General features: G+C 47.7%; 17 protein-coding genes and 1 tRNA gene. 13 read left to right on the plus strand and 5 right to left on the minus strand.

The features are described 5' to 3' along the window. The first annotated feature begins 61 nt into the window (after window positions 1-61). Both BCT27_RS08810 and BCT27_RS08815 read left to right on the plus strand, forming a co-directional pair. On the plus strand, window positions 62-364 hold the full coding sequence (locus tag BCT27_RS08810; protein ID WP_102318705.1) for a PTS fructose transporter subunit IIB: 303 nt from the start codon (window positions 62-64) through the stop codon (window positions 362-364). Next, complete coding sequence (locus tag BCT27_RS08815) at window positions 361-1,158, plus strand: PTS sugar transporter subunit IIA (protein WP_102395576.1); 798 nt, start codon at window positions 361-363, stop codon at window positions 1,156-1,158. Before BCT27_RS08810 ends, BCT27_RS08815 begins: the two co-directional genes overlap by 4 nt. Before the next feature lie 23 nt (window positions 1,159-1,181). Here BCT27_RS08815 and BCT27_RS08820 read toward each other — a convergent pair whose 3' ends face one another. Further along, window positions 1,182-2,042 carry a helix-turn-helix transcriptional regulator gene (locus BCT27_RS08820; RefSeq protein ID WP_102318707.1) on the minus strand — a complete coding sequence of 287 codons (861 nt, stop codon included), beginning with the start codon at window positions 2,040-2,042 and terminating at the stop codon, window positions 1,182-1,184. Window positions 2,043-2,439: 397 nt separating this feature from the next. Between BCT27_RS08820 and BCT27_RS08825 the strand changes: the two genes are divergently transcribed. Together BCT27_RS08825 and manA are read left to right on the plus strand one after the other, a co-directional pair. After that, on the plus strand, window positions 2,440-4,350 hold the full coding sequence (locus BCT27_RS08825) for a PTS fructose transporter subunit IIABC (RefSeq protein ID WP_102318708.1): 1,911 nt from the start codon (window positions 2,440-2,442) through the stop codon (window positions 4,348-4,350). Window positions 4,351-4,561: 211 nt separating this feature from the next. Further along, window positions 4,562-5,758: a mannose-6-phosphate isomerase, class I gene (gene manA, locus BCT27_RS08830; protein ID WP_102395577.1), complete on the plus strand. Its 1,197-nt coding sequence runs from the start codon at window positions 4,562-4,564 to the stop codon at window positions 5,756-5,758. 170 nt (window positions 5,759-5,928) lie between these two features. On the opposite strand, the gene BCT27_RS08835 is transcribed toward manA, so the two are convergent. Further along, window positions 5,929-6,213, minus strand: coding sequence for a Bor family protein (locus BCT27_RS08835; RefSeq protein WP_102259709.1), 285 nt, complete (start codon window positions 6,211-6,213; stop codon window positions 5,929-5,931). 409 nt (window positions 6,214-6,622) lie between these two features. On the opposite strand from BCT27_RS08835, the gene BCT27_RS08840 reads away from it, so the two are divergent. The 6 genes from BCT27_RS08840 (at window position 6,623) to BCT27_RS08865 (ending at window position 16,620) form a co-directional block, all read left to right on the plus strand. After that, window positions 6,623-9,826, plus strand: coding sequence for a glycoside hydrolase family 3 protein (locus tag BCT27_RS08840; protein WP_102395578.1), 3,204 nt, complete (start codon window positions 6,623-6,625; stop codon window positions 9,824-9,826). A 489-nt stretch (window positions 9,827-10,315) separates the two neighbouring features. Then, window positions 10,316-12,079: a sensor domain-containing diguanylate cyclase gene (locus BCT27_RS08845; protein ID WP_198597533.1), complete on the plus strand. Its 1,764-nt coding sequence runs from the start codon at window positions 10,316-10,318 to the stop codon at window positions 12,077-12,079. Between the two features lie 297 nt (window positions 12,080-12,376). Further along, entirely contained in the window at window positions 12,377-13,861 is a 1,485-nt protein-coding gene (locus BCT27_RS08850; protein ID WP_102391344.1) for a carbon starvation CstA family protein, read from the plus strand. A 150-nt stretch (window positions 13,862-14,011) separates the two neighbouring features. Beyond that, window positions 14,012-15,679, plus strand: a complete 1,668-nt coding sequence (locus tag BCT27_RS08855) for a sensor histidine kinase (protein ID WP_102395579.1) — start codon at window positions 14,012-14,014, stop codon at window positions 15,677-15,679. Between the two features lie 22 nt (window positions 15,680-15,701). Further along, complete coding sequence (btsR, locus tag BCT27_RS08860) at window positions 15,702-16,430, plus strand: two-component system response regulator BtsR (protein WP_102395580.1); 729 nt, start codon at window positions 15,702-15,704, stop codon at window positions 16,428-16,430. A gap of 115 nt (window positions 16,431-16,545) precedes the next feature. Beyond that, window positions 16,546-16,620: transfer RNA gene (locus BCT27_RS08865), tRNA-Gly, on the plus strand. Window positions 16,621-16,658: 38 nt separating this feature from the next. On the opposite strand, the gene BCT27_RS08870 is transcribed toward BCT27_RS08865, so the two are convergent. Further along, window positions 16,659-16,985, minus strand: coding sequence for a hypothetical protein (locus tag BCT27_RS08870; RefSeq protein WP_102395581.1), 327 nt, complete (start codon window positions 16,983-16,985; stop codon window positions 16,659-16,661). 110 nt (window positions 16,986-17,095) lie between these two features. Between BCT27_RS08870 and BCT27_RS08875 the strand changes: the two genes are divergently transcribed. Then, window positions 17,096-17,998: a LysR family transcriptional regulator gene (locus tag BCT27_RS08875; RefSeq protein ID WP_102395582.1), complete on the plus strand. Its 903-nt coding sequence runs from the start codon at window positions 17,096-17,098 to the stop codon at window positions 17,996-17,998. 49 nt (window positions 17,999-18,047) lie between these two features. Here the strand turns inward: BCT27_RS08875 and BCT27_RS08880 are convergent, their stop codons facing one another. Then, window positions 18,048-18,935, minus strand: a complete 888-nt coding sequence (locus BCT27_RS08880) for a DMT family transporter (protein ID WP_102395672.1) — start codon at window positions 18,933-18,935, stop codon at window positions 18,048-18,050. A 235-nt stretch (window positions 18,936-19,170) separates the two neighbouring features. Here BCT27_RS08880 and BCT27_RS08890 point away from each other — a divergent pair, with 235 nt between their 5' ends. Together BCT27_RS08890 and corA are read left to right on the plus strand one after the other, a co-directional pair. Continuing rightward, window positions 19,171-19,941, plus strand: coding sequence for a transporter substrate-binding domain-containing protein (locus BCT27_RS08890; protein WP_102391350.1), 771 nt, complete (start codon window positions 19,171-19,173; stop codon window positions 19,939-19,941). A gap of 204 nt (window positions 19,942-20,145) precedes the next feature. After that, complete coding sequence (gene corA, locus BCT27_RS08895) at window positions 20,146-21,102, plus strand: magnesium/cobalt transporter CorA (protein WP_102395584.1); 957 nt, start codon at window positions 20,146-20,148, stop codon at window positions 21,100-21,102. 31 nt (window positions 21,103-21,133) lie between these two features. Here the strand turns inward: corA and BCT27_RS08900 are convergent, their stop codons facing one another. After that, complete coding sequence (locus tag BCT27_RS08900) at window positions 21,134-22,885, minus strand: hypothetical protein (RefSeq protein WP_133153376.1); 1,752 nt, start codon at window positions 22,883-22,885, stop codon at window positions 21,134-21,136. Window positions 22,886-22,916: the final 31 nt, after the last annotated feature.

The following is a 22,916-nucleotide window of genomic DNA, read 5'->3' on the forward strand; positions in this document are numbered from 1 at the left end:
ATGCGCGCCCTCTAGCACGCACGCCGTGCGAGATTTACTTTTTAATCGAAAAGATAGCACTATGAAAATTGTCGCTGTAACCGCTTGTCCTACAGGCATTGCGCATACCTACATGGCCGCTGCTGAATTGAAAAAAGCAGCGGTACAAAAAAACATTCACATTAGCGTCGAAACCCAAGGGGCGATGGGCATCGAAAACCCATTAAGCATTCGTGACATTGCACAGGCGGACGTTGTGCTGATTGCGTCTGACATTGAGATTGAAGACAGAGCCCGTTTCTCTGGAAGCAAAATCCACTGTGTCACTATTGAGGAAGTACTGACAGACCCAGTCAGAGTGTTGGAGCGCTGCAAAGCGTTATGACAATGCCCACCATCAGTCGGCGCATCACCTTTCTGATCGGCGAAGAAGGTTTACCAGCATGGAAGCTGAATCGATTAAAAACATTGGCGGGTTTATTCCGCTCCGTCACCGTATTTTGCAACCTTTCTCAGCGCAATGCCGCGAACGCGGAACAGCCTATCCGTATTCTGAGTCTTAGCTCGCGCCCCAATGACCTTTGCCAATTGCTGATTGAAGGCAATGATGCCGAACTTGCTGCCATGGTTCTAACCGATTTCGCTGCGGAGCACGGTGTCTTGGTATGCGGCGGTAAGCGTGCTAAAGCGACACCCACCAGCACCTTTATCTCACTGCCTTTCTCATATCAGGTTTATCAAGCTCCCCAGTCGAACCTTGATAAACACGCGCTACTGGCGGAATTTGCCTTGCGCGTCGCCCAAAATGAACATAACGAAGAGTCCACCCAAGAAGCGTTGTTTAATGCTTTGTACTCGCGAGAAAACGTTTCATCGACGTGCATGGGCAATGGGGTTGCACTTCCCCATGTAATGACACCTTTGGTTAGTCAGATTCACATTTTTATTGCCTCCACGGCACAACCGCTCGATTGGCTGTCAAAACGTGGGGAGGTAACGCGTGTTATTGGTGTAATGTTACCCAAGCCGCCCGTACGAGAGCATATCGTGGCCTTTTCAACATTTTCACAGCAGCTTCTCGACAAGACGTTTTGCCGTTACCTTGAGGAAAACACCTCGTTAGACATTGTCGAAACTATCGTGCTTCATTCACTGGAAACCGCATTAACTAACCACTAAAGCGACAACGTTGAGCGTTATCCTCAGGAAGATTGGGCATAGTTGCTACCACGATACTCAGACGGCGTTAACCCAGTTTTAGCTTTAAACACACGATAGAAATAGTTCACATCTTGAAAGCCGCATCGCGTTGCCACTTCGCTTAATCGAAAGTCATATCGCTTCAACATGAATTTCGCCCGATCAACACGTACCCAGGTGATGTAATCCGCCATTCGCATATGGCCTTGTTGGCGAAATAACCGCGACAAGTGATTGGGTGTAATACTGAAGCGCGAAGCAATAGACTCTCTGCTGATGTCGCGGTGGAAGTTCTCTTGAATGTAGATACAAATCCCTTGATACAAATCTTCAACGCGATTGCGACGCCCCGCTTCTGGCGCAAGCAACATTTGCTGGCTGTAGCTTAATAAAGCGTGCAGCAGGTGGCTGTCCATCGGTGACTGAACAGGCTCTTTCGCCAAACTGTTCAACGCACTAAGAATGTGGTCGATGGCATGGCCAGTACGGGTTTGAATACTGTGTTTTTGTACGTCATAAAAATTCGGCTGGGCTTTCGCCTTCCCCACCAAGCTAAACCCAAGTTGTCGCTTACCAAACAGTAAACTCAACACGGAGCAATCTGTTTCCCAGTTGGGTTTATTCCAACTATTGGGTGGCACATAAAGCGCATCGCCCGCAAACAAGGTCACTTCGCTGATCGACTTATCGGCGTTTTCTATTTGGTTGGGATATTCACCGCTGATCACCAATTCAAGGCGCGGAAAGTTGACTTGATAGCTGAAGGTGGGTGGTGTGACTTGGTCGCTCGCAAACCAAATGCGATTGAAATGCTCTCTTTCCCCCAAAAGGTTGTCGAGCAACAGCGAAAAGACCTGACTCATAACATCTATTCTTACGCGAAAACATGGCGCGCATTATCTGCCCCATTTTGGCGACTGCCGAGCACTTCAGAACAAACCGCTGTAAATTCGTGACCTTGCTCAATAAAATGAGAATACAAACCCCGCCTTTCGGTTACGAATTTCTAGTCAAAAGAAATAAACCGTCTTTTATACCCTGCAAGCATGACGACAAAAATACCATTTAACCCCTTGCATATAAGCTTTTTTTATTTTTTACCCGATATTACCTTCACATAACCCCCAGTGAGAAACAGATCACACCAACAAATCAATGTTACATTTTTCCAGTAAAAGCCTTTCTTTTCCTCTTTCGAGTCTCGCCCTGTCACGGGAAAATATGCCCATACAATAAGAACAACATTCAGAGGTAAAACTCATGATTAATACGTTAATCAACGAAGCGCTGATTTGCTTAAACCTGAAAGCGACCACCAAAGAAGACGTGTTCGTCGAAATGATTGAACTGCTTCACGCTCAAGGCCGAGTCAGTGACAAAACCCAATTCCTCGCTGACATCCATGCACGTGAAGCATTGGGTAACACAGGTTTTGAAGACGGTGTTGCACTGCCACACGCAAAAAGTGCCGCGGTCTCGAACCCTGCGGTTGCGATTGGTATCAGCCGTGATGGCATTGAATACGGTGCCGAAGACGGTCAGCCTTCAAAACTCTTTTTCATGATTGCTTCGCCAGATGGCGGCGCAAACCACCATATCGAAGTGCTTGCTGAATTGTCGTCAAAATTGATTGAAGACGGCTTCATTGAACAATTCATGCAAGCAACCTCTGCATCAGATGCACTAGCACTTCTGATGGAAAAGAAAGCCGACGAACAAGCCATTGAAGCGAACAAAGGTTTGCTGATTGGCGTAACAGGTTGCCCTGCGGGTATCGCACACACTTATCTCGCGGCTGAAGCCCTTGAAAAAGGCGCGGCGGCAATGGGCTATGAAATGAAGGTAGAAACCAACGGTTCTATCGGCGTGAAAAACAGCCCAACCGCAGAAGAAATTGCACGCGCAGAAGCCATCATCGTGAGCTGTGACAAACAGGTCGACATGGCGCGCTTTGCGGGTAAACGCTTGATCAAAACTGGCGTAAAAGCGCCTATCAAAGATGCGAAAGGCCTGATTGCCCAAGCACTTGACGCGCCAGCATACGCGGCGTCTTCTGATGAAGGGTCAAGCGAGAGCACTGAAAGCAAGTCATCACAAGCACGTTCAGATTTGTACCGCTACCTCATGAACGGCGTATCACACATGATCCCGTTCGTTGTAACCGGTGGTCTGCTGATTGCTTTAGCACTGGCGATTGGTGGTCAACCCTCAGAAGCAGGCATGGCGATTCCTCCTGGTAGCCTGTGGAACAAAGTGCTGGATGTGGGCGTGGTTGCCTTCACCCTGATGATCCCAATTCTTTCTGGTTACATTGCTTACGCGATTGCTGACCGTCCAGGTCTGGCGCCGGGTCTTATCGGTGGTTGGATTGCCAACAATGGTTCGTTCTATGGCGCTGAGGCGGGTACAGGTTTCATCGGTGCCATCGTTGCGGGTCTGTTGGTCGGTTACTTTGTGAAATGGATTGCGACGCGCAATTATCACAAGTTCATTCAACCTCTCGTACCCATCATGATCGCGCCAATCACAGGTAGCTTGTTCATTGCAGGTCTGTTCATCTTTGTTATCGGCGCACCGATTGCAGGATTGATGGAAGGCTTGAACACCATGCTAACCAACCTGAGCACAGGTAACGTAATCCTTTTGGGTATTGTGCTTGGTGGCATGGCTGGCTTCGACATGGGTGGTCCATTCAACAAAGTGGCCTTCCTGTTCTCTGTTGGCATGATCGCAAGCGGCCAAACACAATTCATGGGGGCGATGGCGTGTGCCATCCCTGTTGCGCCACTGGGTATGTCACTGGCAACCGTTATCGGCCGCAAGTTCAACATCTTCGAAGAATCTGAAATTGAAGCAGGTAAAGCATCAGGTGCAATGGGCTTGGTGGGTATCTCTGAAGGTGCGATTCCATTCGCAGCACAAGATCCAATGTCTGTGATTCCAGCGAACGTCATCGGCTCAATGGTTGCCGCTGTTATGGCCTTCTCATTCGGCATCACCAACAGCGTCGCTCACGGTGGCCCTGTGGTTGCACTCCTAGGTGCGATGAACAAACCTGTACTTGCACTGGCATGTATGGCGGCAGGTGCGATTGTGACAGCACTGGTTGCAGTATCGCTGAAGAAAATGCGCCAATCAAAAGTAGCAGCATCAGAAACCGCAACGGCATAAATTAAACAGACACACCTATATCGCTCCCATGGTTGAAAGAGCAACATTGCTTATAGACCCAATGGGAGCGATTTTTCGCCACCGTGTCAATGCAATGAAAACAACATCTGGTACACTTTGCTCGCGTCGGTCAGCACAGAAATCTGACAACGCGTCACGCTGACTTACACAGAATAAAGCACGCCAATTGGCGCAAAAATTGAAGAACATTATGACCTCGACAACCCAACATTTTTTCCCGCTGACCAACGTTATCCAAGATTATGCTTGGGGAAGCCACACCGCATTGGGTGAGCTTTTCGATATGCCAAACCCAGACAACAAGCCTCAAGCTGAGATTTGGATGGGCGCACACCCAAATGGTTGTTCAAAAATTGATGTAAACGGTGAGCAAATGCTGCTCTCTGATTTTATCAGCGGCGACATGGCCAAGATGATTGGCCAACAAACACAAGAGACGTTTGGCGAACTGCCGTATCTTTTCAAAGTGCTGTGTGCAGCCAATGCACTTTCAGTGCAGGTTCACCCGAGCAAAGCACAAGCAGAAGCGGGCTATGCGAAAGAAGAAGCTGCTGGTATTCCGCTGTCTGCGAGCTTTCGTAACTACAAAGATCCAAACCACAAACCAGAGCTGGTTTACGCACTGACCCCATACACCGCGATGAATGGTTTCCGTGATTATTCTGATATTCTCGCTTTCTTCCACCAGCTCAATATCGACGTGCTTTCAGCATTGGTTGCCAACCTTGATGCCAACCAAAACGAGCAAGGGCTAAGTGCATTCTTTGAAGCGCTACTCTCTCTTGAAGGCGAACAAAAAGACACAGCAGTTGCTGAACTATTGGCATTTGCGACAGAGAACCAATCAGATGAATTGTTTGCATTGCTGCTGACGTTGTCTGAGCAATACCCGGGTGATATCGGCCTATTCTCGCCGCTTATCCTCAATACGCTGACATTGGTGCCAGGCGAAGCCATGTTCTTGGATGCATGCACCCCCCATGCATACATCAAAGGCACAGGCCTTGAGATCATGGCCAACTCTGACAATGTACTGCGCGCAGGACTCACACCTAAACACATGGACGTGCAAGAGCTAACTGCGTGTACACGTTGTGTACCAATGGCAAAAGACGTTATCCGTTTGGCACCAGAGAAAGTCGGCAATGCTGAGCATTACCCTATTCCTGTGCCTGACTTCAAATTCAGTGTTTACAACGCAACAGCAAAAGAATCGCTGCACACCAACAGCGCTGAAATTTTGCTGGCCGTTGATGCAACACTGACCGTAGAAGATGCGGAAGGAAACAGCGTGACGCTGGAGAAAGGCGAATCTGTCTTTATTCCTGCATACGTCGGTGAATACTTTGCTTCATCCAACGGCAAGTTTGCTCGTGCGTATAACTAACGTAATCATCGGTAAATAACACAAAAGCCTGACCACGTTTTCGTCGTCAGGCTTTTTCTTTATGCGCACTGTGTAAAATATGGAACACACGTTAGCTTAAAGGAATTCACGTATTCGATGCGTATCCAGAGCACGCAACATTCAAATACTTACCGATCGAGCACGCATCGTTAGCGACAATAAACACGCGCATCACGCGGCGTGTAAATACCGAAAGTAACAACGCCTAAAAAACCATCAAGAAACGTCTGTTGCACTTCAACCTTTGCGACATTTTCTGCACCGCCACAAATACTCGCCGCATCAATGGTTTTCTTTTGACCAATACCTGAAACGAAAAAGCTCTGCATGGCCTCTTCTTCCAAGTTTCCCTGTTTGTCATTCACCACAAATGTTTGTTGTGCACACCCTGAAAGCATTAGCGCGCCAACGACCAAAACTGCTGTTTTCTTCATGTGTTTTATCCTTATCGTTATCAACCGGTTGGGTGTTTTTTTTCACAATTGCCCCTAAAGTGTAGAAAAGATTGTCTACTTACTTGGTATTAGTGATAAGAAAAGCATATTTTTTCGCCCCGATTTTTTACGGCGCGCTCTCTATAATAAGAAAGTGTATCGAACACTAAATAAGATAAGATTGCCTTATGTGTACTTATTGAAACCACCAAAACAGCCCCTAAGATTGTCCAGAATTTTGGCGAAATGTTGTCGAGAACATTCGCGTCAATCTTCCACTCGAGGGACACAAGCAGCCTGACGAAGAAAGCGCTTTCTGGTTCATATGCTTGTGGTGAGTGACCAATCTTAAAAAGAAATAACCCTCAAAGGGGGCAGTATGCTCAAAGGAAAGTTAGTAGTGTCAGGAATGGCGTCGCTCGTGTTACTAGCGGGCTGTATGGAAGAATCAAAAGTGCCCTATTTCCCCGACTGGCCGGAAATAAAGAGCGCCGTAGCAAAGGATCCTGAGATTGAAGCCAAAGTCTCGGATATTTTGGCGCAGATGACACTTGAAGAAAAAGTGGGTCAGATGATCCAGCCCGACCTTCGTGGCGTCACGCCAGAAGAAGCAAAGCAATATAAATTGGGCTCTTTGTTGAACGGTGGTGGTTCTTGGCCAGATGAAAACAAATATGCCACCGCATTGGACTGGGCAGAAGAGGCTGACAAGTATTACCTCGCTGTTGAAGAAGCCTATGCCGATCGCGGTTTTCGCATTCCCTTTATGTGGGCGACAGATGCAGTACACGGCCACAACAACGTATTCCGCGCCACGGTATTCCCTCACAACATCGGCCTAGGTGCCGCCAACAATCCAAAACTCATCAAGCAAATCGGTAAAGCCACCGCTCGTGAGATATCAGCAACAGGTTTGGATTGGACATTCGCACCTACCGTTGCTTCTCCTCGTGATTACCGTTGGGGTCGCGTTTATGAAGGGTATTCAGAAGATCCTGAAATCATCTATCAATACGCAGGCCAAATGGTTGAAGGCTTGCAAGGTGGCACCAAAGGCCTAAAAAGCCAGCGTCATGTTATCTCTAACGTGAAGCACTGGGTCGGTGACGGCGGCACCAACAAAGGCGTCGATCGCGGTGAGAACCACTACTCTGAAGAATATCTGCGTAACATTCACGCGACGGGCTACTTCTCAGGCCTTGATGCGGGTGCGCAAGTGGTCATGACATCGTTTAACTCTTGGCACAATGAAGAAAACTACGATGTCATGAACACCGACGAGTACAACAAAAAACTCCACGGCAGTAAGTACCTCGTTACCGATGTACTAAAAGAAAAAATGGGGTTTGACGGCATTGTTGTCACAGACTGGAACGGTCACGGTGAAATCAATGGCTGTACTGCATCGAACTGTCCACAAGCCGTATTAGCCGGAAACGATGTTTTCATGGTCACGGCGCGTAAAGACTGGACTGTGTTCTATCAAAATGTCATCGATCAAGTGAATGACGGCACCATTCCTATGTCACGCATCGATGATGCGGTCACCCGAATTCTTCGCGTGAAAATGCGTGCAAACCTTTGGAAGAAACCACAACCTTCTCAACGCCAATTGGCGGGTCAACAGGATATTCTGGGTTCTGACAAACACCGTAAATTAGCGAGAAAAGCCGCTAGCCAGTCATTGGTTCTATTGAAGAATGAAAATGACGCCCTGCCCCTTTCATCAGATGAACACTATCTTGTGTTAGGTAGCGCAGCGAATGACATTCAGAAGCAAACAGGCGGCTGGTCACTCACATGGCAAGGCACTGAAAACACCCTAGAGCGTGATTTCCCCGGTGCAACCACCATGTTGATGGCAATGCGCGATCAAGTGGGTACAGACAACGTCTTTACCGAAGTGGATACTGCACCAGACGACGCGATTGCCGTTGTCGTGATAGGTGAAGATGCTTATGCGGAAATGTTTGGCGACATCAACGCCACCAAAACGCTTGAATACGCATCACTTAAATCCACGTATGCCGCCGATCTTGAACTGATTAAATCACTGAAAGATCGTGGCTTCACCGTCGTGACCGTGTTCTTCTCTGGCCGTCCACTTTACGTCAATGAAGAAATCAATCACTCAGATGCGTTTGTCGCAGCTTGGTTACCAGGCACGGAAGCTGGCGGTATTACCGATGTGTTGTTCCGTGAAAAAGGGAAAAACTTCCGAGGCCGTTTGTCATACTCTTGGCCTGGGATGAAATGTTCCACCACCATCAACCGCAAAGCGCCAAACTTGAAAGACTATGTCACCCCAGACATGGAACAAGACATTGAAGGCGAACATGCACCCTTGTTCCCGTATGGATATGGCCTTTCTTACAATGCGAAGAAAAGCGACCTCATGGGCGTGGATGCCGATCTGAATAATCTGGAACTTGACCCTCGCGACTACGGTTGTGGTCAAGATGCACCAGACAATGGCATCGCAACCACAAACCTAGAAGTTTATGGTCGAAGCGCTGAAGGTGAATTTGTTCCTCGCATCGCGGGATCTGCGAATGGTTGGGTCGGTGAGAACGTGTCTAACGGCACACCTACCACCATTGGTTCAGTGACCACAACGCCAATGGATTACCTCCACCAGCAAGATGCCATTAACGTGAAATTCAACGGTGATTCGCCAGCGCAAGTTTACATGCAAACGCTGGATCAAGCCGTGACTGACAAACAGTCTTACCTCAATGCTGACGCAACGCTGCAGTTCGATATCGACATGAAGTCTGCGGCACCAGAAAGCATGGTATTGGCGATGCACTGTGAGTGGCCATGTTTAGGTCAAGTTGCCATTAACAAGGTGCTTCCTGCGCCATCAGGCGCGAATGAAACCAAGTGGACAACCATTAAGATCCCACTGCAATGTTTCGCAGACCAAGGCATGGCATTCTCTATCTTGAACACACCTTTCCTCATCTACACCGATGATGCTGTTGAGTTCAACTTAGGTGAAGTGCGTCTCGTACCGAAGAGTGTTGACCAAGCCGACGATGCGATTGCCTGTAGTGTTTTTACTGAACCAAGCCTTCCGCCAGTGACGGATGACGTGGTTGATGTGTGGAACACGTGGGATCCAGTACTGGGTTCATGGCAAGTACGCACCGATGATTGGACGAACATCAGCGGCCACGTCACCGCGACGGAACCGGATGCGTCTGACGCAAGCCGTGAGTTCACTGTCACGTATGACGCAAGCAGCCCTGAGCACTACAAAGGCATCATCACGCTAGAAGGAACAACTCAGAACCTCATCCAATTTACCGACAGCGGTACATTGAACTTTGAGATTTACATCGACAGCTATGGCGAGGTTGCAAACCCGGGTGAAAACCCAAGCACCGACATTGTTGTGAAGATGGAATCGACCAAAGGCACTGGTGATGACTATTTCCTTGGTGGCCTTTCAACCGGTATGTGGCATCAGGTATCCATTCCTGTGTCTGATCTGAATACTGGCGCGTTGGATATCACCAAAGTGAACAAGCCATTCGCAACGTTGGGCGAATGGAATGCCTCTCAAGCAGGTATCAGTTACCGCGTGAGAAACATTCAGTTGGAGAAATAATCTACTCGCTCACAGATGATCACTGTGTCAGTGAACCACGAGAGTGAATGAAACCCTAAAGCCCGCCAGTTCCACTGGTGGGTTTTTTCTTTTTCGTGACGTCTTAATGGTTATTCTGCGAGCTCAAACTCACCCATCAATACGGAATTCCCTTCATTGCAACGTCAAACTATTGACCCTCACAAAAAAGGGATAATATCCCAGCCGCATTTAAATCTAACCTTTCTCTCACAGACTTTATTAACGTAAATAAGTCATTAGGGCATTCATACCCACCCCTTCATGTTTGAATTTTAATTTTCAAACCAAAAATATCGCCATTAAATTGACGGCTGTTTTTGATCTTTATTTCTTAATTTGCGATGAGAATCGATTAATAAAATGATTCCTCAAAACAATTGGGTGTACGCCCATCAAACCGCATTGTCCGTACCTATAATGGAGCGTGTACCGTTTCATATTTTATACGCGGAAGAATGGTGGCTGCGAATGCTCGAGAATATAAAGATTAAGAAGAAATTACCGCTGATCATGATTTCATTTGCCCTGATTTCAGCCGCACTCATCGGGACGGTATCCCACTACTATGCAGCAAACCAGTTGATAGCATCTGCCGAGTCCAAGCTAACAGCGCTTTTGGAGTCGAGAAAAGAGTCCTTACTTTTTCATTTCAACGTGACTAATCAAGATGTGAAATTTCACTCTCAAAACCCACTCACAAAAAATGCCATGACGTCGTTATCAGCCTCATGGAATGAACTACAAAACCCAAAACAAGAAACCATTCAAGACCTGTACATTTTTAATAATCCTTTCGTTCAAGGTCAAAAAGAATCGCTACTCTACGCAGAAGATGGTTCCTCCTACAGTGAGGGCCACAAGCAGTATCACCATTATTTTAGAAATTTGGCTGCGACGCGAGGCTATTACGATATTTTGTTAGTAGATCCCCAAGGGAACATTATTTACACAGTCAAAAAGGACAATGACTTCGGATTAAACCTACTAACGGGCACGCTAAAAAACAGCAACCTTGCTGAAGCATTTACACTGGTGAATCGAAACCCTGCACTGGGAGTTTCTTTTATCACCGATTATCGTCGACACCCTACTAGCAACAACAAACCCGCCAGCTTTATCTCCGCGCCCATTCACACAGATTTGGGACAATACATCGGTGTATTGATCTTCCAAATGCCCATTGATACGCTCAACTCCGTCATGCATGTCTCTGCGGGCATGGGGTTAACCGGTGAAACCTTCCTCGTTGGCCAAGATAAGCTCATGCGGAGTGACTCCCGCTTCTATGGTGCAAACAGCATACTTAATACCCGAGTCGACACCCAATCCGCCGATTTTGCATTAAAAGGTCTGAGTGGTATTTTTGTCGAAAACGATTATCGTGGCGTCCCGGTATTCACCGCTTTTACACCCATTGAGTTTATGGGGTTGAAATGGGCCGCCATCGCGGAAATCGAACAAACCGAGATTCTCGCCTCACTCCATAAAATGACGACTTTCTTACTTCTCGCTGGCTGTGCAGTGCTTATCTTCATCTTTGCTGCGGGCTTTCAATTGGCATCCAACATTGCAGACCCCATCGTCTCGATGACAAAAATCATGAACAAGCTCGCTAACAACGATCTCACCACCAATATCTCTGTGTCGGAGCGACAAGATGAGCTGGGAACGATGGCAAGCACCTTAGAGGTGTTCAAAGCCAACGCCATTGAACGAGACAAGCTACAGAAAGAACTGACTCACCTTGCGCACCACGATTTGCTAACGGGTCTTCCAACCCGTCAACTCATCATGGAGAGACTGTCTGACATCACGGTAGAGTCTCAGCAGGGAAACTTGTCATTCGCCGTGATGTTTGCAGACCTTGATAACTTCAAAGCCGTCAATGACACCTTGGGGCATAACATTGGTGATGAAGTGATAAAAACCGCCGCAAGAATTTTTGAAGACGTGGTCACTGAGAGTAATTTTGTTGCCCGCATCGGCGGCGATGAATTCATTATTCTGCTGACCAATGTTGAAGATGATGATGCTGTTATGGCGATGGCGAACAAGCTGGTGTCGTCAACCAAAGCGGGATTGAGTGTCGTGAGCAGCACGGTAGAAGTGACGCTCAGTTTAGGCATTGCGATTTACCCAGAAGACGGACGTGACGCTGCATCGCTCATCCATCATGCAGACCAAGCCATGTACCGCGCGAAAGAAGCCAGTAAGAACCGCTGTAGCCGTTAGATCTGCGTTTTTCATTAACCATCACAGTGCGAGAACATGAACCACCACAGTGCGAGACCATGCCGCACTGTGGTCTCCTCCCTGTCACAGCCAAACCATTCAGTCCGCCATTTCATTTTTAAACCAATCCATTACCGCTTAACACAAAAAGCCTACCGCTAAACAGATTGCACCACCGCCTACCCGCTCCTTTTGCCGCTTAACACGCTATTCTTCCACTCACCGAGTTAGCCCGCGCCAACGTCCTGACTGCGCCATATAGTAGCGCTGTGATTACATTCAATAAGGACGATTGCAATGCTGTGGTTTCTTACCTGTGTCGCTGCTCTGATCGGCGGCTACTTCCTCTACGGGGCTTTCATTGAGAAGATTTTTGGTATCAATGAAAATCGCCCTACACCTGCACACACAAAAACCGACGGCGTGGACTTTGTGCCTATGTCGACCAAGAAAGTGTATTTGGTTCAGTTACTGAACATTGCAGGTGTGGGTCCTATTTTCGGCCCGATCATGGGTGCCTTGTATGGCCCAGCAGCCATGCTGTGGATTGTGATTGGTTGTATCTTCGCGGGTGCCGTTCACGATTACTTCTCCGGCATGTTATCGATCCGCAATGGCGGTGCATCCGTTCCGACGATCACAGGCCGATACCTTGGCAATGGCGCAAAACACTTTATGAACATCTTTGCCATTGTGCTTCTGTTGCTTGTTGGTGTGGTGTTTGTCTCTGCGCCTGCTGGCATGATCACCACACTGGTGAACGAACAAACCAGTTTTGATATCAGCATGACCTTTATGGTGGTGGTGATTTTTGCCTACTACATTCTCGCGACCATTGTGCCAGTCGACAAAATTATCGGGCGCTTCTATCCGTTCTTTGGCGCCCTCTTGATTTTCATGTCTGTGGGTTTGATGACAGCCATTGGCTTATCAAGCGAGCACACCGTCATGGGTGGCTTTGAATTCAGCGACATGTTCACCAACATGAACCCGAATGACCTACCATTGTGGCCTGCACTGTTTATTACCATCGCCTGTGGTGCAATATCTGGCTTCCACGCAACCCAGTCGCCACTGATGGCGCGTTGCATGGAAAACGAAAAGAACGGTCGCTTCGTGTTTTATGGTGCGATGATCGGCGAAGGCATTATCGCCCTGATTTGGTGTGCGATTGCGTTGTCATTCTTCGGCACACTGGAAGGCCTGCGCGATGCAGTGGCTAACGGTGGCCCAGGTAATGTGGTTTACGGCGCATCATTTGGGTTGCTCGGTGTGTTTGGTGGTGTTATTGCCTTCCTCGGTGTGGTGATTCTGCCTATCACCTCTGGCGACACCGCGTTCCGTTCTAGCCGTTTGATTCTTGCTGAGTACTTCAACATGGAACAAAAGACCTTGCGTAACCGCCTACTGATGGCAATGCCACTGTTCGTTATCGGTGGCATTCTTACTCAAGTGGATTTCGGTATTATTTGGCGCTACTTCGGTTTTGCTAACCAAGCGACCGCCGTGATGATGTTGTGGACCGCCTCTGCGTACCTACTCCGTCATAACAAACTGCACTGGGTCACCACGATTCCAGCCATGTTCATGACAACCGTGTGTGTCACGTTCATCTTGAACAGCAGCACACTTGGTTTTGGTTTGCCAATGAACGTCTCCACCGTCGCAGGTATTCTGTTCGCACTCACCGCGACAGGCTACGTGATTAAAACATCAAAAGGGAAAGGTGAAGACGAACTTCCTGATGATGAAAAACCACAAGTCAAAACCAAAACGGCGTAGACACCAAGGTCAGTAGATCCTAGAAAACGCAACATGAAGAGTCTGCTTCGGCAGGCTCTTGTTGTTTATAGATTTTTGAACGTTAAAATGCCCCTACTTTCTACCATGACACTTTTCAATAGCGTGGGCATTGCCCATTAAAGGCGCAACATGGAATTGATTATCTCGCTCCTTCAGCAAATGTGTGTGTATCTTGTGTTGGCCTATATGCTGAGCAAGACACCCATTATCCTTCCTCTGCTGAACATCTCTTCCCGCTTGAGCAACAAACTCATTTGCTACGTGTTGTTTTCTGGCTTTTGTATTCTCGGCACCTATTTTGGCCTGCAAATTGATGATGCCATCGCCAACACCCGCGCCATTGGTGCCGTCATGGGCGGCTTGTTTGGTGGGCCTGTTGTCGGATTTCTGGTGGGGTTAACCGGGGGAATTCATCGTTATACCTTGGGTGGATTCACCGATGTTGCCTGTGCAATCTCCACCACTGCAGAAGGCTTAATTGGTGGCTTTTTGCATGTGTACTTGATCAAACGAAACCGTGGCGCACAGTTGTTTAACCCGTTTGTGGTGTTCGGCATTACCTTTGTGGCAGAGGTGGTGCAAATGCTCATTCTCTTGATTGTCGCCAAGCCCTTTGACCAAGCCTACGATCTGGTCTCAGCCATTGCCGCGCCGATGATCATTGCAAACGCCTTTGGTGCAGCCCTGTTCATGAGTATCTTGCAGGACAGAAAAACCATCTTCGAAAAATATTCCGCCACCTTTTCCCGCCGAGCGTTAACGATTGCTGATCGTTGTGTTGGCATTCTGCACAGTGGCTTTAACAGCACAAATGCCGAGAAAATCGCCCGCATTATTTACGAAGAAACCAAGGTAGGCGCAGTCGCAATCACCGACAAAAACAAAATACTCGCCTTCGTCGGTATCGGAGATAATCACCACAAACCGAACACACCCATCTCCTCTCAGAGCACGCTAGATGCCATGACGAAGAACAGCATCATTTACCTTGATGGTGCTGAGCGTCCTTACCAATGCAGCTTGTCTGCCGACTGCAAGCTCGGTTCTGCACTCATTATCCCGCTTCGCACTGGCGATGAAGTGGTCGGCACCATCAAACTGTATGAGCGAAAACACAAGTTATTCTCAACCATCAACATGTCGATGGCAGAGGGCATTGCGCAGTTGTTATCCAGCCAAATCCTGTTCAGTGGCTACCTTGAACAAAAGTCCCTGCTGACCCAATCAGAAATCAAGCTGCTGCATGCACAAGTGAACCCACACTTTCTGTTTAATGCATTAAACACCATCAGTGCGATCATTCGCCGTGACCCCGATAAAGCCCGAGAGTTGATCCAAAATCTGTCTCAGTTTTTCCGAAGCAATTTAAAACAGAACATCAACACCGTGACACTTCGCGAAGAACTCGCCCATGTCGATGCTTACCTCAGCATTGAAAAAGCCCGTTTCACTGACAGGCTCTCAGTCAGCGTGGAAATTGACAGCGCCCTGCTCGATACCAAACTGCCGAGCTTCACCTTGCAGCCTTTGGTTGAGAATGCCATTAAACACGGTATATCCACCCTGCTTGAAGGTGGCACTGTGCGAATTTATAGCGAAACCATCAACGGACACACCGCCATCACCGTTGAAGACAATGCAGGGTGTTACCAAGCGCCTGATGAAGAACATGTGGGATTGGGGTTGGATATCGTTTCAAAACGCCTCTTGCATCAATTTGGGCGTGACGCATCGCTAAAAATCACGAGTGAGCCGAACATCTTTACAAGAATGACGTTTATTATCCCCGCTTCTTGAATGCGTAAGAGTGCATAAGGCAATGTTAACAGCGCTGGTAATTGACGATGAGCAGTTTGCTCGTGAGGAACTGGCAGAACAGTTATTAGAAACTGGGCTGATTGAGGTGATTGGTGACGCATCCAATGCCATTATCGGACTAAAAAAAATCAATGAATTGAAACCCGACGTGGTCTTTCTTGATATTCAAATGCCACAAGTCACCGGCATCGAACTCTTGAGCATGTTAGATCCAGATACCATGCCGCAGGTGGTGTTTGTAACCGCTTACGATCAGTATGCAATTCAAGCCTTTGAAGACAATGCCTTTGATTATTTACTCAAGCCGGTTGAGCACAAACGCCTGCTGAAAACCTTGCAACGCCTCAATAAGCAAAGTGAAAAGGTCGAACCGAAACCACACTACTCCGCCATTGCTCCCGAGCGGCTCATACATATCCCTTGTGTTGGTCATCACCGCATTCTTCTTATTCCCATCGAACAAGTGGAATGCGTATACAGCGACCTTAGCGGCGTGCATGTGCGCTCCGATCGTCAATCCGCCAGTACACAACTGACACTGAAAACACTGGAAGACAAAACCACCTTGGTGCGTTGCCATCGCCAATATTTAGTGAGTGTTCATCACATCAGCGAGATTAAACTGCTCGAGAACGGATTGGCAGAAATCATCACTCTGAGCCAACATACGGTGCCCATTAGCCGTCGCTACCTGAAAAACGTCAAAGAATTGATCGGTATTGGCGCGTAACAGCGCCAATAATTGTTCAAAGCCTGACCATTCGCCCTTCACCTTCACATTAATGCATTGATCAAAAAGCAATATCTTGCAGCGAACACACCACCGATCTACATTAATCCCAAGCGCGTGCATCGTATAATGGCTATTACCTCAGCCTTCCAAGCTGATGATGCGGGTTCGATTCCCGCTGCACGCTCCAACCTTTTCCTCCCCGCAGTCCACCTTTCCTGTTTCCCGTTAAGTAAAAGCAACCTCAGATGATGCCTGCACAGGCGTGTACACTTTTATCTCAACAGATTCTGGCGCAATCAAAGACAGCAACTGCACAAATGACACTTTATCTGCCATCAAGGCACTTGATTGCTGCGCATCGTGTTCCGTTTCCCAATAATAAAGCTGCATCCAATCCCCATTGCTGGCTTGGCAAAGCGTCTCGTGCAGAAAACCTGGTAGTGTTTTCAGATCCACCAGCATGTCATCAATGGCCGCTGACATGTCTTCCGTACTCACGCCCTGTTTGGCCTGCCACGTAACGGTTTCAACCACATAGTCCTTCAAATTCATTAGCTTCTTTTCCCTCTTTGATGAATATCGAGACACTCTAGCTATTGCCCATATCGAGATAATCACCAAATATTAGAAGTATCAGTTTCCAAAAATGAACGAATGCCGTCATGACCAATTTCAAACATGCCCTTTTGTTTAAACATGTCGTCGAACAAGGTTCTATGGCATCTGCCGCAAAGGTCATGAATATCACGCCTTCCGTGGTGAGTAAGCAGATTGCAGAGCTCGAAGCGAGCTTGGGGGTGCAGCTATTGGCTCGCACAACACGGAATGTGGCCGTCACAGAAGATGGTGCGCATTTTTATCAAACCTTCTGCCAAATCGGTACCGACTGGGAAGAGCTACTCGCCGAAACGAAACACCGAAAAACGCAACCTGCGGGCGTTCTCTCTCTGGCATCACCCAGTCTTGTGCTTAGCCGAGTGCTTATGCCTCAACTCGACACATTCAGACAACAGTTTCCAGACATCTCACTCAACCTGACCAATACACACTATGACGAGATTCCGGTGCAAGGCGCTGATATTTCTATCGCGAGAGAAGTCGAACACCTCGATGCAGCAATGTTTGTTGGGGTGCCATTAATGACGTTTCAGAACGGCCTGTTTGCATCTCCGTCATACCTTGAAACTCACGGCACACCCCGTCGCATTGCTGATCTTGAACAGCATCAATGCCTCACTTACGGCGTAGGAAATGGAAAACAGAGTACCGAAGGAAAAATGGGAAGCGAATGGACATTCGAACAGGGAGAGTCCGTCAATGTGACCTCGACGGTGCGTTCTGACAGCACAGAGGTATTGATTCAAGCCGCCATTCAACACCAAGGCATCGTCTACATACCGCGCTTAATCATTCAAAAAGAAGTGCAAGAAAAAGCACTGGTTCCGGTGTTACCCCAGGTAGGCATTAGCCGCCCATTTAGACTGTTTGCTTACTATCGAAAGCAAGCCTATTTACCCAGAAAATGTCGTGTGATGATTGATTTTCTGAAGGCGCAATATGTATAGAGCATGATGATTCATGCTCTCACAAGGTTGGATTCATTTTGGTAAATGTTTAACTTAGTTTTTTACGAAGAAAGTTTCTCAATGGTTGGCTACCACGATAGATAAGCAATGACAGCAGAATCAACGAACAGCCTGCAATCTTATGCGCAGGCATGGCTTCGTGATACCACACCACGCTCAGAACCACGGTCCAGACGGGTTCTAAGATCATGATGATGGCCGCATTTGCCGCGTTCGCGCCTTTTTGCCCAAAGGTTTGCAGCAAATAGCGCAAGCTCGTCGCCACAATCACACTCAGGGTGAACCAACCCCAAATGGCAGGGGGTATAACCTCAGGCCAAGTTTCGACACACAACGACACCAATGAAGCAATCACACCCGTCGTAAACAGTTGAACACAGGTGAGTACCAAGGTTGGAATACGCTTGGCATAACGGCTGTTCACATTAAAATGGATGGCAAGAAACACAGCGGCCAACAGGAACCAAATCTGACTAGGCGACAATTGCCAGCCCACACCACCCAATGACAAGAGCGCTAAGCCAGCAACCGCGATCGGCATGGATACCCAGAAGATTCGCGGCGGGGTTTGTTTAAACAGCCCCCACGCAACCAAGGGCACGATTAACATGGAAAGGCTCATGATGAATGCCCCCTCCCCCAGCGACGTACTGACCGACATAGCAAAAATCCAGAACAGCAACGCCCCAGATAATAGACTGCCAACACCCGATGCTCGAACAAGGTCGCCTCTCTCAACGCGCTTCAAACTGCCTATACAAAACGGCAGTAAACAGACAGACGCCAACAAAAAGCGGAGGCCGATAAAGCCAAACGGAGGCAAACCCTGTATCGCTTCTTTAGAGAAAATCCATCCCCACGCGGCCAACACGGTCACAATAAGCAAAACCAAAGACGCACGTCTTTCAGACAACATTACACACCACATCAAATAGGGAAGGAAAAGCGGCCGCCATTATTCCACTGGAAAGGGAAATTGAACATCACAGTCGGTGAAAAGATCCAAAAACACGCGTCGTTCAAGCCGAAAATGACAGCGTTTGATCTAAACCTCTTCTCAATTGTTTGACCCTTTTCGTTCAACCATACTGATACGATGAAAATTGGATGCATGCACAAGCAAACTTGTGCGAAAACAAAAGGGACGAACAATGAAAAAAGCACTCCTTATCGCGGCGCTGGGTCTAAGTGGATTAGGCCTTTCTAGCATTGCGAACGCAGATCAGTTAGAAGACATTCAAGAAGCTGGCGTTATCCGTGTAGGTACCACGGGTGATTACAAACCGTTTTCATTTTATGACGGTAAGACATTTTCAGGTTATGACATTGATGTGGCGCAGCACCTCGCCGACCAACTTGGCGTGAAGCTTGAGCTGGTTCAAACCACATGGAAAGGCCTGGTGAGCAACCTTCAAGAAGACAAATACGACATCGCCATGGGTGGCATTACGCGCAGGATGTCTCGCCAATTAGCAGCAGAACAGACGCAAGGTTATATGGTGTTTGGCAAGTGCTTCTTGGTGGCAAAAGGCAACGTTGAGAAATTCAATTCACTTGAAGAAGTGAACAAAGCGTCGGTTCGCGTTGGCGTCAACATTGGTGGAACCAATGAAAAGTTCGCAGACAAAAACCTGTCTAACGCGACATTTACCCGTTACGAAAACAACCTTGATGTGCCAAAAGCCGTGGCAGCCGGTGATGTTGATGTCATGGTGACTGAAACGCCAGAAGGCATGTTCTATCAAGTGACCGACGCGCGTTTAGAAGCCGCTCGCTGTGACGAACCCTTCACCCGCAGCCAGTTCGGATACCTGATCCCGAAAGGCGAACAGCGCTTGCTGAATACCGTGAATTTCGTCATGGATGAAATGGTGCTTAAAGGCGTAGCTGAAGAACTCATGCAGAAGAACTCACTCAAGTAAGTTCACGATCGCAGTGTCCTCCCCACGTAAATGGGGAGGATGGCCCTTTCCTAGCCTTCTTTCACAATACTTCTTCAAATATTCGACAATAAGTCATCCGTTGCCTTGAAGATTTTCTATATTCACTACCACACTGTGAGTGAACACTTCTCGTTAGAAAGCCACGTCACGCTAGACTAAGCCAAACCGATCTGAGGAGGCGACATGCTGCGTTTTTTTACCATCGACGCCGGGCTCATTACCGAAATACATGCCTATGATTACGACGACATGAACCTGCTCGTCGACAAAGCAGTATGGATTGATGCACACGACCCCAGCGAGTACGAGAGAGACGTTATCAGTTCGCTCCTCAGCATTGAGTTGCCCGAATCGGATGATGTTGATGAAATCGAATCCTCTGCACGCTTTTTCCTCGATAAACGTGGTCTTCACGTACACTCTTTGTTCCTCGCGAAAAGCGAAGGCAAACACAATACAGTGTCGGTCGCCAGCATTTTACAAAGCAAGCGACTCATCACGATCCGAGATGGTGACATTGCCGATTTTCGTTTGTTGAGACTGAGGGCGCGTCGAGGTCAGATCCGTTGCAAAGACATTGAAACGCTATTGCTAACGATCTTGGAACAGAAGGTCGAAAACCATGCAGATATGTTGGAAGATTTGCATCGTGGGCTAGAGAAAATCAGTCATGCCGTGTTAGAAGATGACGATTCCGATCTTGAAGAATGCATCAGTCAATTGGCTCGGCAAGAAGACAGCAACGGGAAGGTTCGGTTGTGTCTAATGGATACGCAACGCGCCATCTCTTTCTTACTGCGCCACCTTCAATCTCGCAGTGAACACAGAGAAGATCTGAACGAAATCGTGCGCGACATTGACGCCCTGCTCTCTCACACCACTTTCTTGTTCGACAAAATCAATTTTTTGATGGACTCCACGCAAGGCTTCATCAACATCGAACAAAATCAAATCATCAAAATATTTTCCATTGCTGCTGTCGTCTTTCTTCCACCCACGGTTATCGCCAGCATCTACGGCATGAACTTTGAAAACATGCCGCTGCTGTCGTGGCACTACGGATACCCTTTTGCCCTCTGCTTAATGGTGGCATCAGGCATCGCGCCATTGCTGTATTTCAAGCGAAAGGGGTGGTTGTAACCCTAAGGAGATCGACAGAGGAGACAGACAGTCAAAACAAGCCTTCAACTTGATTAAGCAGTGATCGCCCACTGTCTATCCAGTCGGGTTTATTGGCGTTATGTTCAGCCAATGCTTCCGGATAACTGTCCACAACCGAATGCCCCAACGCTGGATTTAGGTACAGAGCCAGCCAGATCAAATCTGAGTGTTCAGGCTCACCGCTGTCGTCAACATTTGTCGAGACTTGATACTGTGACTGCATTAGCGAAACGTCTTCAACACTCGGCGCTTTTTCAACAAGCAGGCGCATTAGGTCGTCAGGTTTTTCATTCGAAAACAGAACACGAAATGCTGCCTTGGCGTAAGGGTCAAATAACGCTTCATCATCTAAATGTGCTGAAAACTCGCTTGAAATGTGTCTTTTCATTTCAGAGGGCGCGCTGGAAAGAAGCTGTAAAATGCGCGCCTGTTTCTCAATGTCTCGATCGGTATCGGGTAAGAAAGGAAAAGAACTTACGCTATAAAGATCCAACCAATATAAATGCGTCAGTTGGCGTGCGGTTTGCTCGCTTATTGTGGGTTGATGCTTTTCAATTTCATTCAGGATATGTGCAGCCGCATATCGAGATTCCGTAGCCAGATTTAACCTCGCAGCAAGCACGTTAGGGTCAGCCACCGTCATGCTATCACGCAGTGTCCGGCTCTTCTTCGCGTGCTCTTTCGCAAGATACTCATAATCAGCCTGAGACACCTTTTGGTCTTCATACCAGCGTTGATAGATGTTGAACGGTGGAACAGAACAACGCATCGCTGCGCTTTGCATCATAGGTGAGTAATCACGATAGAAGCGTTCAATGTTTTCATGCCAATCCGTAACGTCAAAACTATCCGCATCATGACAAAACGCGGAAAGCTGACTATTGGCCAATCGATCTATTTCCGCATAATGTTCAACCGTATAAGCTTCATCGTCCTTCACACAATCCAGCACACTCTGGCTATTTTCTATCGATTGGATTGCCGAGGTATAAGACAACACAGCACTCGGAGACTCTCCACTTTTGGCGTCAACGACCTGACACACAAGACTGACTAACGCTGTGGTTTGATTTTCCGAATAGTTTTTACCGTTTTTTAATGCCGCATTTGCGCGTTCTAATTGCTCAGATTTCCAATCAGGGTTTTGCCACTGAGCGAAGTAAACAACCTCGGAAGCGAATAAATGAAACGGACTATCATCAGGAAGTGTTGGCAACGCCGTATACAACGCTTCCACAATGTTTGCGTTGTCATCACGAGAGGCTGACTGAACAAACACACGATTTATAAGTTGGCTTGACTCAATGGATACACTGGCGTTCAGCGATTCATCAAAGGTCACGTCCAATAATAAACCACTACGTTGGTCATATTCGGTGCTAAACAAAAACACATCGTCTTTTGAAAACGTGGCCACATCAATGGTGTAAGAAGACATGGCATGAAACAAAACGAACGGCAGAACGATGATGCATACAGGAGAGTGCGCACACCCAGACCCACCACCGCCTCTTTTCTGCTCGAACGACGTTATTGCCAGCGCTAAACCGTGTTGTTTTGCATACAGTTCGGCATCTGAGAGTTGAAGAGGAATGTTGAAATCCGTCTCATAAACAATGGAATTATTGTGTGAGACGACCTCGCTCACGCTTGGTTCGATAAGACGGAAATCATCGATATATGCATCGCTGCTGGCAAAGGCATTTGCCGCGTAAACCAAAGAAAGCCCGAAAGAAACAAGCGTCGAAAAACGGAGCTTCATGCCCCGAGAAAACACATTTTTACTCACCAAG

The sequence above is a fragment of the Enterovibrio norvegicus genome (assembly GCF_002876705.1).
GTDB classification, from domain to species: domain Bacteria; phylum Pseudomonadota; class Gammaproteobacteria; order Enterobacterales; family Vibrionaceae; genus Enterovibrio; species Enterovibrio norvegicus_B.